15 protein-coding genes are annotated in these 17,867 nt (G+C 64.4%); 3 read left to right on the top strand and 12 right to left on the bottom strand.

Translation table 11 applies throughout. The annotated features are described in order from the left end of the window. Positions 1–2 precede the first annotated feature (2 nt). From BMY84_RS07820 to BMY84_RS07805, 4 genes are all read right to left on the bottom strand, one after another. Positions 3–3,002 (bottom strand): glycoside hydrolase family 35 protein, encoded by a 3,000-nt coding sequence (locus BMY84_RS07820; RefSeq protein WP_093082635.1) that lies wholly within the window; start codon positions 3,000–3,002, stop codon positions 3–5. Between the two features lie 4 nt (positions 3,003–3,006). After that, positions 3,007–3,321, bottom strand: a complete 315-nt coding sequence (locus BMY84_RS07815; RefSeq protein ID WP_093082633.1) for an L-rhamnose mutarotase — start codon at positions 3,319–3,321, stop codon at positions 3,007–3,009. 71 nt (positions 3,322–3,392) lie between these two features. After that, positions 3,393–4,904: a rhamnogalacturonidase gene (locus tag BMY84_RS07810; RefSeq protein ID WP_093082798.1), complete on the bottom strand. Its 1,512-nt coding sequence runs from the start codon at positions 4,902–4,904 to the stop codon at positions 3,393–3,395. Between the two features lie 5 nt (positions 4,905–4,909). Further along, positions 4,910–6,118: a rhamnogalacturonan acetylesterase gene (locus BMY84_RS07805; RefSeq protein ID WP_093082630.1), complete on the bottom strand. Its 1,209-nt coding sequence runs from the start codon at positions 6,116–6,118 to the stop codon at positions 4,910–4,912. Positions 6,119–6,518: 400 nt separating this feature from the next. Between BMY84_RS07805 and BMY84_RS07800 the strand changes: the two genes are divergently transcribed. After that, a complete protein-coding gene (locus tag BMY84_RS07800; protein ID WP_093082628.1) occupies positions 6,519–9,488 on the top strand; it encodes a TonB-dependent receptor in 2,970 nt (989 codons plus the stop codon). A 199-nt stretch (positions 9,489–9,687) separates the two neighbouring features. Here BMY84_RS07800 and BMY84_RS07795 read toward each other — a convergent pair whose 3' ends face one another. From BMY84_RS07795 to BMY84_RS07765, 7 genes are all read right to left on the bottom strand, one after another. Continuing rightward, positions 9,688–10,461, bottom strand: coding sequence for an IclR family transcriptional regulator (locus tag BMY84_RS07795; RefSeq protein ID WP_093082625.1), 774 nt, complete (start codon positions 10,459–10,461; stop codon positions 9,688–9,690). 160 nt (positions 10,462–10,621) lie between these two features. Then, on the bottom strand, positions 10,622–11,137 hold the full coding sequence (gene pal / locus BMY84_RS07790; protein ID WP_093082623.1) for a peptidoglycan-associated lipoprotein Pal: 516 nt from the start codon (positions 11,135–11,137) through the stop codon (positions 10,622–10,624). Positions 11,138–11,232: 95 nt separating this feature from the next. Next, positions 11,233–12,567 carry a Tol-Pal system beta propeller repeat protein TolB gene (gene tolB, locus BMY84_RS07785; RefSeq protein WP_093082620.1) on the bottom strand — a complete coding sequence of 445 codons (1,335 nt, stop codon included), beginning with the start codon at positions 12,565–12,567 and terminating at the stop codon, positions 11,233–11,235. Then, complete coding sequence (locus BMY84_RS07780) at positions 12,564–13,580, bottom strand: cell envelope biogenesis protein TolA (RefSeq protein WP_093082617.1); 1,017 nt, start codon at positions 13,578–13,580, stop codon at positions 12,564–12,566. Before BMY84_RS07780 ends, tolB begins: the two co-directional genes overlap by 4 nt. An 18-nt stretch (positions 13,581–13,598) precedes the next feature. Continuing rightward, on the bottom strand, positions 13,599–14,069 hold the full coding sequence (gene tolR / locus BMY84_RS07775) for a protein TolR (protein WP_093018937.1): 471 nt from the start codon (positions 14,067–14,069) through the stop codon (positions 13,599–13,601). Beyond that, positions 14,069–14,773, bottom strand: coding sequence for a protein TolQ (gene tolQ / locus BMY84_RS07770; RefSeq protein ID WP_093082615.1), 705 nt, complete (start codon positions 14,771–14,773; stop codon positions 14,069–14,071). Before tolQ ends, tolR begins: the two co-directional genes overlap by 1 nt. Next, positions 14,770–15,240 carry a YbgC/FadM family acyl-CoA thioesterase gene (locus BMY84_RS07765; RefSeq protein ID WP_093082612.1) on the bottom strand — a complete coding sequence of 157 codons (471 nt, stop codon included), beginning with the start codon at positions 15,238–15,240 and terminating at the stop codon, positions 14,770–14,772. Before BMY84_RS07765 ends, tolQ begins: the two co-directional genes overlap by 4 nt. A gap of 157 nt (positions 15,241–15,397) precedes the next feature. On the opposite strand from BMY84_RS07765, the gene BMY84_RS07760 reads away from it, so the two are divergent. Beyond that, positions 15,398–16,276 (top strand): 3-hydroxybutyryl-CoA dehydrogenase, encoded by an 879-nt coding sequence (locus BMY84_RS07760; RefSeq protein WP_093082609.1) that lies wholly within the window; start codon positions 15,398–15,400, stop codon positions 16,274–16,276. A 134-nt stretch (positions 16,277–16,410) separates the two neighbouring features. Here BMY84_RS07760 and pspF read toward each other — a convergent pair whose 3' ends face one another. Beyond that, positions 16,411–17,436 (bottom strand): phage shock protein operon transcriptional activator, encoded by a 1,026-nt coding sequence (pspF, locus tag BMY84_RS07755; protein WP_093082607.1) that lies wholly within the window; start codon positions 17,434–17,436, stop codon positions 16,411–16,413. A gap of 184 nt (positions 17,437–17,620) precedes the next feature. Here pspF and BMY84_RS29685 point away from each other — a divergent pair, with 184 nt between their 5' ends. Then, positions 17,621–17,794 carry a hypothetical protein gene (locus tag BMY84_RS29685; RefSeq protein WP_177203937.1) on the top strand — a complete coding sequence of 58 codons (174 nt, stop codon included), beginning with the start codon at positions 17,621–17,623 and terminating at the stop codon, positions 17,792–17,794. Positions 17,795–17,867: the final 73 nt, after the last annotated feature.

Genomic DNA, 17,867 nt, shown 5'->3' with positions numbered 1-17,867 from the left:
ATTTACTCCTTGAGGTCTGAAGGTGCAGAAGGGGCGGTAACCATCTGCACTGGCAGACCGCCTTTCACATTATGCAGGGTGACGAGGCGCACGGTTTCGAGCGCATCGCCGGGCGCGCCGTCGGACGTGACCGCCAGCGCGACATGATTTTGGCCCCTGTGGTTCAGGATGCCTTCGGGAATGGGGAAGGTGCGTTGCGGCCCGACATGGGCAATGAACTGCCCCATATTCCAGCCATTGACGAAGATCAGCACACGGTAACGGACCGGCGATCGCGGCTTGCTGGCATCGCCGAAGCTCAGGCCAATGGTCGCGTCCTGCCCCTTGGGGACATTCAGCGCAAAGCCGGTGCGATACCAGTTGGTGCCCGCATCGGCCTGCGTCGCCGGAACGCTCACCTTGCTCCACCGGCTGTCGTCGAAGCCCGGCAGGTGCCAGCCCATCCGTTCGCCATATTGGCCGCCATTGTTGGCCGGGCCGCGCGCCGGATCGGGCAGGGTTTCGCCACCCTGCTTGCCCTGAATCTTCCAGCGGATCGGCACTGCGAAACTGCGACCGCTCGGCCCCCCTTCCAGCGATGCGGAGATCAGCCCGCGCGCTTCCTTGTGGAAATCGTCGCTGTCCAGATCCCAGTTATGACCGTTGTTGCGGACCATGACAGAGATCAGATGCTCGCCGCTCTGGGCCGCGGCGGGCAGGGCGAAGCGCGCCGTGCCGGTGGTGATGGGGCGCGGCAGGCCGCTGGGCGTTTCCGCCTCGCCCACAAACTGCCCGTCGACAAAGGCCTGCACCAGCCCGGCCCCGCCCGCGCCATAATAAAGCGACAGCGCCCTGGCGTCCGGCGTCCCGGTGAAGCGCCCGCGATACCAGACGTCGCCGTCATGAAAGCCATAGGCGTCCATGCTCATATTGGGCTGCCCGTCGGGTCGCGCGGTGGTGCTGGCATAGGGGCGCTGGTCGATCGCCTGCCATGTGCTATCGTCAAAGGCCGGATCGGTTTCCGGCGATCCCTTCGCCATGCGCCAGTCGGTCAGCGTCGGCAGCGCAATGTCGGCAGGCCCCGCCAGCGGCTTCACCGCAACCAGATTGCCCGCGCTACCCACCTTCGTCGCGATCGCCGCGCCATTCCATGTCACGGATCGCACCGCGCCGCGCGCCCAGACTTCCAGCGGGCCTTGCGCCGCCATGTCACCGGTCAGCGCCAGCGTGCCGCCCCTGACCGTGGCGCTGCGCACCAGCGCCGGCCCGCGCACCAGCGCATCGCCCTGCCGCCAGTAGAGCGCACCCTCGGCCTCATCCGCCAGAATCAGCGTCAGCGCCGGTCGCCCGCCGCCTTCGATCCGCAGCAGGGTGCGGCCCTGATGGCTATAATCGATCTTCAAATCGCCCTTCGCCGCGTCGAAGGCGCTGGTTGCCTTGCCTTCCAGCACCGTCACCGTCGGTGCGGAGGCATAGCGCAGCACCGTCTCGCCCGTCTCGCCCGCCCGGCCATAAAGCAGCATCACGCCATCCTGCGACGATTGCAGCTCCGACGTCGAATAGACCAGCCGCTGCCCGTTCAGATTCACGCCCGCGACCAGCCATTTCGCGTCGAAGCCGTTCAGCTGCATCGGCGCCGTATAGCGCCCGTCGGGCAGGTCGGCGGTGAAGCGGAAGGCGTCGTTCGTCTGCCCGTTTGACGGCTTGTGCGTCACCATCAGGAAGCGAGCGTCCGTCTCCGGGCTCTTATTATGATAGATCTGGATGTCGGGCGACGAAATCTCCACCGGCCCGGCCGGAACCATCCCCGCCAGATCGGGGACGGCGGCGATCAGCCCGCCCAGTTGCTTCATTTCCGCCGCTTTCTCGCGCAGGTCGCGCGGCTCGGAAATGGCCGACCCATAATCATAGCTGGTGAACACCACCGGCGCGGGCAACCAGCCCCAGCTTGTGCCGCCATAGGTCATGTAGAAGCTCTGAATGCCGATCCCGTTGGCCAGATTCGCGCCATAGAAGACGCGCTGGAACCGCTTGCCCCGCTGGATCGCGTTGCAGTCATAGCCGCCGTTCGATCCCCAATAGTCGAACCAGCCGCCGCCAAATTCCGCCAGAAATCCCGGCGTGTCGGGGGAGGCGGACGCGCCGCCCTTCGCCCCGCCCGGACCATAATAGCCCCAGTCGGGCGCGGCCACGTCGCGGGTCGGCTTGCCCTCCACCGTACAGGTGCCGCCGGGATAGCCGTCAAACGCATAAATGTCGTTGGGGCCGGTCACGACCTTGTCGACTTTTGGCGTTTTTGGGCTGCTTTCCGGTGTCCAGTAGCCGTTGCGCCCCTGATCATTGTGGAACAGCGGCACGGTGATGCCGTCGGCCCGCGCCTTGGCATAGAGATGGTCCATATAGCGCCGCTGTGCCGGCGTGGTCAGCGCCAGCTCATTTTCGATCTGGTGCAGGATGACGCCATATTTGCGTTTGGGATCGGCGTTGATCTGATGCTTCGCCACGATCGCATTGATATGCGTCAGCCACTCGTCCACCGCCGCCAGATAGGCCGGATCGTCGGTCCGGGCGCGGGCGCGCTGGTTGACCAGCCAGCCCGGAAACCCACCGCGCGACAGTTCGGCATTCACATAGGGGCCGGCGCGGGTGATGACATAGAGGCCTTCTTCCTCCGCCATGGTCAGCAGCCGGTCGATGTCGCGGATACCGCTAAAGTCGTACACGCCCTGTTTCGGGCTGTGATAGCCCCAGTCGAAATAGAGGGCGACGCTATTGAACCCGCTCGCCTTCATCTTTTGCAGGATATCGCGCCACAGATCGGGGGACGGCAGGCGGAAGGGGTGGAATTCCCCGCCCCACACCACCAGCCGCTTGCCGTCGATCATCAGCGACCGGGCGTCGTAGGACACGCGGCCGAACGTCTTGACCGGGGCGGCCAGATTGGCGGTCGGCTTGCCCTGCTGCGCCAGCGCGGGGGAGGCGAGGGCAGAGGCGATCAGCAGAGCGGGGATCAACGCGCGCATCGGTTCAATCCATGTGGAACAGCAGGGGGAGCGGCCATTCCTTCGGCTGGTTGCCGGGCTGCACCTCCATCAGCGGCGCCATATAGTCCCACCAGCGCTGCATCACCGGATGGCCGGGCAGCGTGTCGCGGCTGTTATCGTCATGCAGCTTCAGCACCGCGAACAGGCTCAGCGTCTCTTCGTCCAGAAAGATCGAATAGTCGTAAATGCCCGCTTCCGTCAGTAGCGCGGACAGTTCGGGCCAGATCTCGTCATGCCGCTTGCGATATTCGTCCACCACGCCGGGCTTCAGCTGCATCTTGAAAGCGTGGATGGACATAAGGCTCTCCCTGTTGAACCATATTGTGAAACTATATGCCTATATTTGGGTAACACCGTCCCAAATCATCGTCAACGCCACAGCGGCGTGTTCCGCACGGAAAATCGTGTGACATCCTCCATGACGAAGGGCGGCCGCTGGTCCGGCGCCATCGTCCCGGCGTGGAAGCGGTCGATCAGCAGCCCGTCGGCATGGCGCGCCCACAGCGCCCAGCTTGGCAGCACGCCGAACATGCTGGGTTCGGGATAGGCGTTGGCCAGTTCCGCCGGCACCCGCGCCGCATCCGCCGCCGTCCCGCCACCGCGATAGGCCAGATGCACGTCGCGCAGGGTCACGTCCCGGATCGGATGGCCCGGCAGTCCGGCAATCGCGGCAGGAAAGCGATGATCGATCCCGCGCGCATCCACATCGCTGATCGTCACATCTCTGATCGCGCCGATGCCCGTCCCTTCCGGCCCGCGCCGCCGGTCGCCCAGCCGCAGGAACAGCGGCGCGGTCGTCACGTCCCGCATGGTCAGCCCGCGCGCGACGACATGCTCCATGACGCCACCGTCCACCGTCTCCAGCGCCAGTCCCCGACAGCGGGTGAAGCGGCAATCCTCGATCCGCACATTGCGATATCCGCCATTGCTCTCGGTGCCCAGCTTGATCCGGCCCGTCACCCGGTCCCGGTCGGGCGCGATCTCCTGCGTGGTCCGCTTCGTTCCGTCGACCAGCGATCCCATGTCATATCCCGACACGTCGCAATCGCGGATCAGGATATTCTCCGCGGCGATGGCCCTGCCCAGCGCATGGCTGCTCTTGACCACGATCCCGTCATCATTGGGCGAATTGACCCGGCAACGCTCCACCAGCACATCCCGCACGCAATCCAGATCGATGCCGTCCCGCTCCGTATCGATGGTCAGCTCCTCGATCCGCAGGTCGCGCGTGCCCGTCGCCAATATCGCGAAATGCCCGCCTTTCAATATGGTGAAGCCCGACAGCCTGATGTCGCGCCCGTTCTTCAGCGCGATCGCCTTGTTGCCCAGCCCCTGCATCGCGGCGGCGTCCGGTTCCAGATGGCCGATCTCCGCCGCGCTCATCCCCTGCATCGACAAGGGCCGCTCGCCCGCCTGCTTCTTCCAGCGCGCGCCCGGCCCATCGCGCGTCAGGCCGATCCCGTGGATCAGCCCCGGCCCGATGATCGCCACCTGCTCCACATCCTCGCCCCAGATCAGGCTGTTGTGCCAATGGCTATGGCCGAAATCCTGATAAAGCTGCTCGATCCCTGCTTCGGGCAGGTCATAGTGCCCGGCATGCCGCGCCGGATCGGCCGCCTCGATCACCGCGCCCTCGCCCAGCAACAGCGTGACCCGGCTCTGCAAGCGAATCGAAAAGCACAGATAGCGCCCGCGCGGCAGGATCACGGTCCCACCCCCGGCGCGGGATGCTGCCGCGATCGCCGCATTGATCGCGTCGCTATCGATCGTCCCGCCATCGCCGCGCGCCCCGAAATCGCGCACATCCTGCCGACGCGCGGCATGGACCGGAAAGGGCAGGGCGGCCAGCGCCAGCCCCATCGCCACGTCGCGGCGGCTCATCCGCATCAATTGCCTGCCGGCCGCTGGTCGCTGCGGATCAGGCTGGGGGCGATCGCAACCGCACTGGCGGCGGGCGGCCGGTCGGGCACAAAGGCCGGCATCGCTACATGCGCCGCCAGATCCGGCACCTGCGCCCTGATCCGTTCCGCCACCGCGCTCGCCATCAGCCAGGCGCCATAATTGTCATGATGCGTCTTGTCTTTGCCCCCGTCATTGAAGGCGGTCGGTGCCACCTCCGGCCCCAATGCCTCATAGATGGCCCGGCTGTCGGCATTCAGGTCGATCAGCGGCACGTCCTCCTCCGCCGCGACTTTGCGCACCGCCGCCGCATAGGCGCCCAGCGTATCGATGATCTTCCCCTGCGCATCGAAATTGCGCCGTTCGGGCGATGTCACCAGCACCGGATGCGCCCCGCGCCGCCGCGCCTCGGCCATATAGGCGCGGAGATAGGCGGGATAGGTCGTCGCCGCATCGGCATAGGTTTGCGGCCATTCCGCCTTCTGGTCATTATGGCCGAACTGGATGAACAGCCAGTCGCCCGGCTTCATCCCCGACAGCAGCTTGTCGAATCGCAGGTCGGTCAGGAAGGATTTCAGCGTCGCGCCCGACTTGGCATGATTGGCGACCACGATATTATCGTCCAGCATGGCGGGCAGCATCTGGCCCCAACTCGCCGCTGGCTCGGCATATTGGTCGGTCACGGTCGAATCGCCGGCCAGAAAGAGTGTCGGCGCCGTCACCGGTTCGATCCGGACCGATTGCACCGTCGGCCGACCCAGAAATTCCAGCGTCAGCTTCTCGTCCCATGTATATTCCTGCGCATCGCGCGCATCGATCCGCACTCTGTCCCCGCCCGGTGCATTGGCGGGCGGCGGGGCCAGTGCCGGGGTGCGGATATTGACCAGAAAACTAGGCTCGATCGCCTCGCCCCGGCGGGTGGCGACATGGTTCAGCATCAGGCGCCGGGCCTCGGCCTTGACCGTGGTGTCGCCTGTTTGCCGTCGGTCGCCCAGCCGCACCGTCACCCGATAGTCGCCTTCGGGCAGTGCCACGGAAAACAGGAAAGCCTGCGCGTCGCCGCCCGGCTCCATGCCATGGCCGCCTTTTTCATACAGGCGCTGCCGTTCGGCCGACTCAGGGCGCAGGTCGAAGCTCTGCGTTGCAGGCAGCGAGGCGGTGGTCAGCATCAGCGCCAGGGCAGGGGCGATCGGCATCAGGGCAATCCGAAAGAGGCAAAAATAAGGGGAGCGCCACGGAGCCGCAGCGCTCCCCTCAGATCAACCGCCCGTGCAGGGGCGTGTCGATATATATTCCCTCTAAATAATCCCATTGTCCATATAGAGGGATAAATAATCTGATCCATGATACCGGACCTTCTGACACCAGCCGTTCGGGCAAGGCCGGTCGGCGGTTTCCGGCCGATAGTGGCATCCCCATTGGTGGAACGCCCCACCGCCAACGCCTCAAAAATGGTCCACATTGTGAAATAGAAAATCACATGATGATTTTTCTGGCAATTGTCCGACTAGCGTTATAGGATGACACAAGAGTTCACATAGTGGAACATTCAGGCCGCCACCCGATGCGGGGGCGACCGTGCATAGGGGAGGATATATGATGTCTTTGCGTTCCGCGTTCGCTCGCCGCAGTTCGGCCCTCGCGATCGCCTCAACCCTGCTGGTCGCCGCACCGGCGCTCGCGCAGGATCAGCCTGCCGGAGCCCCGCCCGCGCCGCAAGCGGATCAGCCCGCCGATCAGGCAACGGCCGATATCGTCGTCACCGGTTTCCGCGCCTCGCTCAACAGCGCGCTTGGCATGAAGCGTAACGAGGCCGCCGCCGTCGACTCGATCGTAGCGGAGGATATCGGTAAATTCCCCGACTCCAATCTGGCTGAATCGATGCAGCGCGTGCCCGGTATTGCGCTGGCCCGTGGCGACGGCGGTGAAGGCCGCAACATCTCCGTCCGTGGCCTTGGCGCCGGCTTCACCCGCGTCCGCATCAACGGCATGGAAGGCACGTCGCAGACCGGCTCGTCGGATATCTATGGTGCCGGCAATAACGGCCGCAGCTTCGACTTCAACGTCTTCCCGACTGAAATCTTCTCGGCCCTTTCGGTGCGCAAGACCACCTCGGCCGATGTCGAGGAAGGCTCGCTCGGCGCCACCGTCGACCTTTCCGCACCCAAGCCGATGGACCAGAAGGAAGACTTCGTCCTCGCCGCCACCATGCGCGGCGTCTATAATGAGCTGTCGAAAAAGGCCGATCCGCGCGCCTCGCTGCTCATTTCCAAGAAGTTCGGCGACAGCGGCTTCGGCATCCTCGGCTCGGTCGCCTATCAGAAGCGCAACCTGCGCGAAGTTGGCTATTCGGCGGTGGATATTCTGTCGGCCAACACCAATGGCGGTTTCTGCTCGCCGCTGGGCGCGCCGATCAACACCGCCGGCCAGACGCCCGAGCAGCTTGCCCTGCGCGGCGTGACCGCCGAAAATTGCAGCACGGGCAATCCGCGCACCAGCGATGCCGCCGCCTATCAGACGATCCAGGATCTGCGCCGGGACGATCTGCCGGGCGTCGCAGGCAGCGGCGCCTTCCTGCCGCGCCTGCCGCGTTACCTCAACAGCCAGCAGAAGCAGGAACGCATTGGCGGTTCGCTGACGCTCCAGTTCCAGCCCGACGACGAAACCGACATCTCGGTCGATTTCCTCTATTCGCGGTTCGAAGTGACCCGTCGCGACAATTATATCGCGGCCGTTTCCTTCGCCCGCAACGCCTCCAACCTCGGCCAGCCGATGACGTCGGTGCGGGACATTGAGTTCGATGAAAATGGTTCGCTGGTCTATGGCCTGTTCGACGGCGTTGACGTCCGTTCCGAAGGGCTGGTCGATCACTTCGTCTCGACCTTCAAGCAGGCCAATATCAACTATAAGCGCCAGCTGAACGACAGCCTCGAAGTCAGCGGCATCGTCGGCTTCAACCAGTCGGTTTGGGACGGCAAGAGCCGCCTACAGACCTTCATGGACGCGATCGACACCGACGGTTTCTCGATCGACTATCGCGACGGCGGCTCGACGCCCAAGCTGGGCTTCGGTGTCGACGTCAATGATCCCGCCAGCTTCTCCTATGCGCCGACCGTCAATGGCACGGTGCGTGGCGGCTTCAGCTTCCAGGGCAAGCCGTCGAAGAACACCACCGACAATATGACCGCCGAAACCAATCTGAAATGGACGGTCAGCGACGCGCTGACGATCCGCGGCGGCGCGCAATATCGGCGCAGCGACTTCCTCTCCACCTTCCTGCGCCCCTATAATGCCGACACCGTCGTGCGCGACCTGCCGGCCGGCACCACGCTGGCCGACATCACCACCACCATCAGCGGCGTGGACAAGCTGTGGGGTAATGGCGCGCCGTCCAGCTGGGTGGCGATCGACCCGGCGAAATGGGCCAGCACCTTCGGCTTCGACGATGTCCGCTATTGCGGCGTGGAATGTGGCGGTGGCCGCAGCCGCGTCCGTGAAGAGGTGATGAGCGGCTATCTCATGGCCAATTTCGACCTGGAAAACGCCATCGGCTTCGGCGTACGCGGCGATGTCGGCGTGCGTTATGTCAAGACGGACATGTCCTCTTCGGGCTATATCGCGGTGGCCGCCGCCAGTTCGCCGACCGGCCTGACCGGCCAATATGCCGCCGCCAAGAACAGCTATGACGACTGGCTGCCTTCGGCCAATATAGTGATCGAGCCGATCGACAACCTCCTTGTCCGCTTCTCCGGCGCGAAGGTTCTGGCCCGTCCGGAACTCGGCCTGCTGACTCCCACCAGCGGCGTCAATCCCGTCACGCGCGTCGGCAACATCAACAACCCGTTCCTGGACCCGATCCGCGCAACCACCTTCGACGTCGCCCTGGAATGGTATTTCCGCCCCGGTTCGCTGCTCTCGGCCGCCTTCTTCTACAAGGATATCAAGAGCTTCATCCAGAATGTGAACAGCCAGATTCCCTTCAATCAGCTGGGTCTGCCCGTTGCGCTGCTGGAAAACAGCAATACCTCGCCGGATGAGCTGTTCACCGTGTCGCAGCCGTTCAACACGCCGGGCGGCAAACTGAAGGGCATCGAACTGAACGCCCAGATTCCCTTCACCTTCTTCGACGGGTTCCTGAGCAATTTCGGTGTTCTGGCCAATTACACCCATGTCACCTCGAAGATTAACTACATCCTCGCCAGCGTGAACGGCACGCCGACCGTGACGACCACGGCGGACCTTGTCGGCCTGTCGCCCAACACCGCGTCGGCCACGCTCTATTATGAAGATGACAAGTTCAGCATCCGCACCACCGGCAACTTCCGCGACCAGTTCATCCGCGGCATCCCGGCCTCGCCCGGCAGCGACCTTCAGGGCAATGCCAAGACCTTCTACATGGACGCCTCGGCCAGCTACAATGTCACCGATCGGCTGAAGATCATCTTGGAAGCGACGAACCTGACCGACGAGCAGAACCGTCTCTATATCGACAGCCAGCGTCAGGACACGCTGTTCGAAACCCGGATCGGCCGCACCTTCACCTTCGGCGTGACCTACCGGATGTAATTTTCCCCTCTCCCCAAACTGGAGGGCGCGGCCGGGCAACCGGTTCGCGCCCTCATTGTTTTCGGGGTTTCTGTCCTATCCAACAGTCCCGCCCTATAATGCCGGGCAGGGCATCATGCGGGTCAGATAATTTCCAACATCGGATCGAAAATGTCGAAATGCGCGGGAAATATGCGAAGTTAAGCGCGACAAATCCTATTCATCGCGGCCCGCTATAGCCCACTGCGGCGCTGATCTGCTCGGCCGATCGCATCACCTGCTCGGCCAGCGCCGGGCGGACATCGTCGGTCAGATAATGGGCTGCGCTGGCGATCGATATGGCGACGCAGATCTGCCCCTTGGCGTCGCGCACCGGCACCGCGATCGACCGCACGCCATCGCCCAGTTCGCTGTCGTGCAGCACTTCGCCGCGCGCCTTGTGGGCGCGCATTTCCTCGACATAGGCGGCGATCTGCGGCGCGCTGGCCTTGCCGTCCTTCGCCTCGACATAGAGGCGTTCCCACGTTCCTTCTTCTTCGTCCAGCAACAGCGCCTTGCCCAGACCCGTCTCGGCGATCGGCCGCCGGTCGCCCGGCGCGGTCGCGACGCGCAGCCGCTGCGTCCCCGTCACCCGGTCCAGATGGCGCGACCAGTCGCCCTCGCGCTTGCCGATGAACACGCAGAAACTGGTGCGTTCGGACAGCAATTCCATGAAGGGGCGGGCCACGCGCACATAGTCGATTTGCTCGGTCGCCAGCACGCCCAGTTGCAACAGCTTGGGGCCGAGCGCGAAACCGTCCCGCGTCACCGACAGATAGCTGCGCGATTTCAGCGCCTGCACCAGCCGGTGCGCCGTCGTCTTGCTCATGCCCAGCTTGCGCGCCAGATCGGCGGCGCGGATCGGCCCGTCAATCACCTCATCCATGATGTCGAGCGCGCGCATCAGCGTCTGCGTACCCTTCACCGTTTCCTGCTTTTCGTCGCCGTCCTGCATCTTGTCCTACCCTGATCGCACCAGCTTGGTGGTGCGTCCCATATATAGGAAATGCTATCGGCCAATTTGGGCAGGTTGTCAGCCTCTTTGTTGGTGCCCATGAAAAAGCCCGCCGGTCACAGGACCGGCGGGCTTTTTCGTCTTCAAAGGCGCGAAGCCCTCAATATTGGATGGTCACGGTCACCGCGCGGCGATTCTGCGCCCAGCTTGCTTCGTCCGATCCCAGCGCCGCCGGCCGTTCCTTGCCATAGCTGACGGTGGTGATCCGGCCCGCATCGATCCCCAGTGAGGCGAGGTAATTCTTCGCCGCATTGGCGCGGCGTTCGCCCAGCGCGATATTATAGTCGCGGGTGCCGCGTTCGTCGGCATGGCCTTCGATCGTCACGCGCACCGACGGATTCTGCTGCAACCAGGCGGCCTGGCTCTGGAGCGTCGCCTGATCCTCGGCATCGACATCATATTGGTCCAGGCCAAAGAAGATGCGGTCGGACGAGACGGAGGCCATGAAATCCTCCTGGCTGCCCTTGCGCGGGCCGGTCTGCCCGGTGGGGCCGCTGGGCACGGTCGTACCACCGGTGCCGCCGGGGGCGGGGGGAAGTTCGGCCGGCGGCTTCTTCGAGCAGGCGGCAAGCGCGATGATGGCAGTGGCCATGACCACGGTCCGGGACAATTTCATCGGGGTCTCCTTTTTGCGCTGTCAGCCGCTGGTAGGAACGGCGACAGGGTCCGTGAGTTTCGTTACGCTGTCAAGACGATTAGGTTCCGTATCCCTTAGGGCAGCAACGGCCCCCAGGCCGGGTCGGAACCGCTCAGCGGCGTCGGGATGCGCCGTTCGTTCACGCCCGTCAGGTCGACCTGCCACACTTGACTGCTGCCCTGCTTGCCGGGCGTCGTGCGGAAGAATTGCAGTACGCGGCCATTGGGCGACCAGGTCGGCTGCTCATCCTGCCAGCCATTGGTCAGAATGCGCTCATTGTCGCCGCTGGGCGTCATCACCGCCACCTTGAAGTCGCCCGACAGTTTGGTGAAGGCGATCAGGTCGCCGCGCGGGCTCCATTCGGGCGTCGCATAGCGGCCACCGCCATGGCTGATCCGCCGCTGGCTGGAACCGTCCGCGTTCATGACATAGATTTGCTGCCCGCCCGACCGGTCGCTTTCGAACACGATCTGCCGGCCGTCCGGCGAATAGCTGCCGCCCACGTCGATGCCGGGCGATGTCGTCAGCCGCACCGGCGCGCCGCCATTGGCCGACACGCGATAGATATCGGTATTACCCGCCACCGCCATCGAGAAGAGAATGTTGCGGCCATCGGGCGACCAGCGCGGCGCGAAGGTCGTGTTGTTGCTTTCCGTCACCAGCTTCTGCTGCCCGGTGCCGATGTCATAGATATAGATGCGCACCCGGCTGCCCAGATAGCTCACATAGACGATCGACTTGTAATCCGGTGAGAAACGCGGCGTCAGCGCGATCGACTGGCCATTGGTGATGAAGCGGTGATTGGCGCCGTCAGAATCCATGATGGCGAGCCGCTTGACGCGATTCCCCTTGGGGCCGCTCTCGGCGATATAGGCGATCCGACTGTCGAAGAAGGGGCTTTCGCCCGACAGGCGGGCATAGATGGCGTCGGCGCATTTATGCGCGGCCCGGCGCCAGTCGCGCGGTGCCACGACATAGCCCTGCCGCGTCAGTTCCTGATGCAACGCCACGTCATACAGGTAACAGCCCACGGTAATGTCCGCCTCGCCGCCGGTGGTGCGGACGAAGCCCTGCGCCAGCGCCTGATAGGCGCCCCATTTGTCATAGACCGGGTTCGTCACTTCGGGGAAGGCGATGGCCGGCATGCCGCCCGGCCCCGAAGGATCGAACAGGCCGGACCCTTTCAGGTCCGACGCGATCACTTCGGCGATCTTGCGGCCCAGTTCGCTGGCAGTGCCGGCCGGGGTGGCGACATCCTGCTGCGCGGGCAGGGTGGGCACCGCGATCTTCAGATTGCTGTCGATATTGCCGGTCACATCGACGGACAATTGCGCCATGGCGGGTGCAGCCAGCGCGACCGCGACCATGCCGGCAGCCAGCGTCAAACGGCGAAGGAGTGTCTTGGTCATCGTGCTTTCCTCGCATCCACTCGTAGCTTGAGCCATTTCCATTGCTCATAATATTCGGGGGGCAGGTTGCGGAACGGCGATGCCGCCATCACGGCCTGGATCGCCCGTTCCTTGTAGACGGAAACCTGCGGCCGGTTGCTCGCCGTCTCGCCCTGTACGTCGATGACGGTCGGTTTGCCCAGAACACGCCCGTTCTGGTCCAGCTTAACGTCCAGCAACGCCACAAGTTGCTCGACATCCGCGCCCGACGGCAGCCGCAGATGCGGATAGATCTGCTCGCTGATCACCCGATCCAGCGCCGCCTTCTGCTGCGGTCCCATGGCCGCGGCCGGTGGTGGCGCAGGTTTGCGCGGCGCATCGGCATTGGTGTCGATGCCCTTCAGGAAATCCTTGCCCAGCAACGAACCCTTGGGCTTGTCCGCCTTGCCTTGGCCGGATGCCCGCGCGGGTGCATCCGCTTTTGCCTTGGCATCGCTCTTGCTCGACTTGGCTGGCGCGCTCGCCGCCGCCTTGGGCTTGTCAGGCGCAGGCTTCGCCTTGGCCGCCGGCTTTTCGGGCGCGGGCTTGGCCTTGGGCGCCGGTTTTTCCGGTGCAGGCTTGGGCTTCGGTTTCGCCGGGGTCTTGGCGACCTCCTTCTTGGGCGGCGCCGGCTTTTCCTTGGGCTTGGGCGGCTGCTCCTTCACCACCGGTTTGGGCGGCGGCGGGGCAGGCGTGGGTTTCGGCTTGGGCGGCGCAGGCGTCGGCTCCGGCTCGGGTGCCGGTTCGGGCTGGGGCGCCGGCTTGGCGTCCTCCGTCGGCCCCTGCTCCGGCGCGACGCTGGGCGGGGGCGGCTGGGTCGACACTTGCGGCGCCGTCGATTGCAGCGCCACCTCGTCCACCAGGCTCACGTCCATCGGCGGCGACTTCAGCTTCAGCGGATTGGGAGTGGCCAGGAAACCGGCCGACAGCAGCCCGAACAGCAGGACATGTCCCACCGTCGCGACGCCAAGGCCGATCTTTTCCGCACGATTCATATGGCTGACCTATGGCCCCTATTCTGAACTGCCGCTGTCCGCACCCGCGCCGGACCCGGCATCGGTGCTGACCAGCGAAACCTTGTTCAGGCCCGCCCGGTTGAGTTCACCCATCACCCGCATCACCCGGCCATAATCCAGCGCCGTATCGGCGCGCAGGAAGATTTGCGGCGGCTCGGGCTGACCGGCATGGGCCGATGCGATCTCGGCGAAGCGGTCGGGCAGGTCGGCGTCGCTGACCTGATCCTCGTTGATGAACAGGCCGCCGTCGCGGTCGATCGACACGACGGTCGGCTTGGCGTCCTGATCCAGCCCCTTGGCGCGGGTTTCGGGCAGGTTCACCGGCACGCCCGTCACCAGCAGCGGCGCGGTCACCATGAAGATGATCAGCAACACCAGCATGACGTCGACCAGCGGCGTCACATTGATGTCGGCCATCGGCGCACGCCCGCGCCCGCGACGGCCGGAGGGAGGGCCGGACATCGCCATTATCGTTGGGCCTCCAACTCACGGCTGAGCGTCGAATAGAAACCGTCGGCAAAGCGCGTCAGCCCCGATTCCAGCCGGTTGATGCCATGGCTGAAGCGGTTGTAGGCGATGACCGCCGGGATCGCCGCGAACAGGCCGATGGCGGTGGCGAACAGCGCTTCGGCAATGCCCGGCGCCACTACGGCGAGCGAACTATTCTGCTCCGCCGCGATCGATGTGAAGGCGCGCATGATGCCCCACACCGTGCCGAACAGGCCGACGAAGGGCGCAACCGACCCGATCGTCGCCAAAATGTTCAGCCGGTCGGAAAGCCGGTCGATCTCGGCCGCGATCGCGCTCGACATGGCGGTCGACAGCCGGTCGCGCGTGCCGTCGCGGTCGATCACCCGCTGCGCGGTCGACCGGCGCCATTCGCCGACACCGGCTGCCATTACCTTGGCAGCGGGGAAATCGGTCTTGCCGCGCGATTCATAGAAGCGGTCGATATCTTCCGCCTTCCAGAAATCCGCTTCGAACTTGCGGCTTTCCTTGCTCGCCTTGCGCAGTGTGACGCTGAAGCCGATGATCATCGCCCAGGTCCAGATGCTGGCCAGCAACAGGCCGATCATCACCCCTTTGACGACGATATCGGCCTGAAGGAACAGGGCGAGGGGAGAGATGGTCGCGGCGTCGGTCATCGCGCCGGCAGGCAGGTTGAGGGTCATGGGTGGATGTCTTCCCCTTGGAGCAGGCGATTGAAAATGGCGGTCCAGGCCTTGGGCTGCCGCTGCGGGCGACCCTGCGGCGTCAGCCAGGCGACGGTGACGGTGGCGTCGGTCAACTGTTCCTCGCCGCGCATGACTGACTGATGAATGGCACAGCTTGCCGCGCGCACATCGGCCACGCGGCTGACCACCATCAGGTCGTCGTCCAGCCGGGCCGGGCGGCGATAGCGGATGTTAAGATCGGTAACGGCATAGACGCCGTCGCCTGCCTCATGATTGCTGCGCTGGTCGATACCGGCGATGCGCAGCATGTCGGACCGGGCGCGCTCCATATAGCGCAGATAATTGGCGTGATAGACCAGCCCAGAAAGGTCGGTATCCTCGAAATAGATGCGCAGCGGGAAATGATGCGCGGCGGCAAGGAAGCGTCCGGTCGCCGGCGCTGGCATCAAATCGAAAACGGGCATGCCGGGCTTTTAACCATGGCCGCCGCGCCGCGCAAAGCCGGAAATGATGGGAATGTGCGCATTCCGTCCTTCCTGCCCCTTCGCACCATCGCCACTGGCCGACCGCTGGTGCCGCAGTTAAGGGATAAGCGACGCATTCAAGCATGGAGAGCAGGGTATGACGGATATTCGCACGGTGGGCGTGATCGGCGCCGGACAGATGGGCGCTGGCATCGCGCAGGTCGCGGCGCAGGCCGGCTATGACGTCATCCTGTCCGACATCGACCTTGCCCGCGCGGAAAAGGGCGTGGCCGGCATCGCCAAGTTGCTCGCCCGCGGCGTGGAAAAGGAAAAGATCGGCCAGGCCGACGCCGATGCGGCGCTCGCGCGAATCACGCCGGTCGGCGACATCGCCCCGCTCGCCGATGCGCAACTGGTGATCGAGGCCGCGACCGAGCGGGAAGAGATCAAGCGCGCCATCTTTGCCAATGTCGGCAAGATCCTGGCCGATGACGCGATCCTCGCCACCAACACCTCCTCCATCCCGATCACCCGCCTGGCCCAGGCCGCGCCCGATGCCGGCCGCTTCGTGGGCGTCCATTTCTTCAATCCGGTGCCGGTGATGATACTGGTGGAGGTCATTCGCGGCCTTGCCACCACGCCCGAAACGGTCGCTGCGGTCGAGAGCTTCGCATCGAAGATCGGCAAGACTACCGTCCATGCCTTCGACGCGCCGGGCTTCGTCGTGAACCGCATCCTGCTGCCGATGCTGAACGAAGCGGTCTTCGTGCTGGGCGAAGGCGTGGGCAGCGTGGTCGATATCGATCAGGGCTGCAAACTGGGCCTCAACCATCCCATGGGTCCGCTGACCCTGCTCGATTTCGTCGGCCTCGACACCGCGCTGGAAATCCTCAACGTCTTCCTCACCACCACCGGCGACCCCAAATATCGCCCCGCGCCGCTGCTGGTCAAATATGTCGAGGCTGGCTGGTATGGCCGCAAGACCGGCCGGGGCTTCTATGACTATTCGGGTCCGGAACCCGTGCCTACGCGCTAACCCGCATATTCATTTTCGTCATTCCCGCGAAAGCGGGAATCCATGTCTCAACACTATTTTATGACGCGAAGGCGAGGGGATGGTCCCCGCCTTCGTAAGGATGACGGCGTTGTATAGTGGCGCTTGGGTGCCCTTTACCCCGCACTCAACCCATGTTTCTTCATGCAGTGGCGCAACTGGTCATAGGTCAGGCCCAGCCCCTTGGCGGTGGCGCGCTGATTATAGCGGAACCGGTCCAGCGCGGCACGGATGATCGCCGCCTCATGGCTGTCCACCGCCAGACGCAGGTCGGTAATCTCGTCATAGGCCGTGGGCGCTGCGACAGGCGCGGCGGCAGGCGTATCTTTGGGCGCCGCTTCAGCCCTGGGCATCATCGGCTTTGGCTTCCATGGCGAAGCGAAGGGATCGAAGGTGATGCGGCTGATCGGTCGCGCCGGCTCGTGCCAGCGATAGACGGCCCGCTCCACCACATTGCGCAATTCGCGCACATTGCCCGGCCAGCCATAGCCTTCCAGTTCCGCCGCGCAGGCCGCTGCAAAGCCCGGCCATTGCGGCCAGTTGAGTTCTGCCGCCATGCGCCGCCCGAAATGGTCGGCCAGCACCGACACATCGCCTTCCCGTGCGCGTAGCGGGGGCAGGGTGATGACCTCGAAACTCAGCCGGTCCAGTAGATCGGGCCGGAACCGTCCGGCCTCCGCAGCGGCGGGCAGATCCTCGTTGGTCGCCGCCACGATCCGCACATCCACCCGCTGCGGTCGCGATGCGCCGATCCGTGTCACCTCGCCATATTCGACCACGCGCAACAGTCGTTCCTGCGCCGCCATCGACAGCGTGCCCAGTTCGTCCAGAAACAGCGTGCCGCCATCGGCTTCCTCGAACCGCCCCGGCCGCGCCTTGGTCGCGCCGGTAAAGGCACCCTGTTCATGGCCGAACAATTCAGCCTCGATCAGCGTTTCAGGCAAAGCTGCGCAGTTCATCGTGATCAGCGGCTCGCCCCAGCGCGGCGACAGATGGTGCAACCGCTCGGCGATCAGTTCCTTGCCGGTGCCGCGCTCGCCGATCACCAGCACCGGCCGGTTCAGCTCGGCCGCGCGGCCCGCCTGCTCGACCGCGTCGAGAAAGGCGAAGCTTTGGCCGACAAACTGCGTATTTTTCTCCATGCGCCAACTTATGGTGAAATTTCCCACCTTTCGGCAAGTCAAATTCTGGCCCGGCCTTGCCAGCTGAACCGAGAATGAAGGAAATCCGCCATTTTTTCAAATTGGCACGCTGCCTGCAAAGCTATGGGCAATCCGCAGCGAAATGCGGAAAGCACATGAAGGCCAAGGTTCAGGGAGCTAGAAAATGGAAAAGCAGACCAACAGCGTTCGCGAAATCGGCCAGCTTATGTCGGTCACCATCGCCGCCGTCCTGTTCGGATCGACTTTGATCCTTTCGGCGGTCGGTCCGGCCCGCGCCAGCGAAGGCGTGGTTCTCGCGACGCAAGACACCCCCGCGACCCTGCGCTATCTTGCGTAAGGATCGCAAAACCCGGCCGGGGCGGGAATGCCCCCCTCTCGCCCGCCCCGGCACCTGAAACAAGATACGACCA

Origin of the sequence: Sphingobium sp. AP50, from assembly GCF_900109095.1 — a bacterium.
In the GTDB taxonomy this organism is placed as follows: Bacteria; Pseudomonadota; Alphaproteobacteria; order Sphingomonadales; family Sphingomonadaceae; genus Sphingobium.
This window is presented reverse-complemented; position numbering and strand designations above follow the sequence as displayed.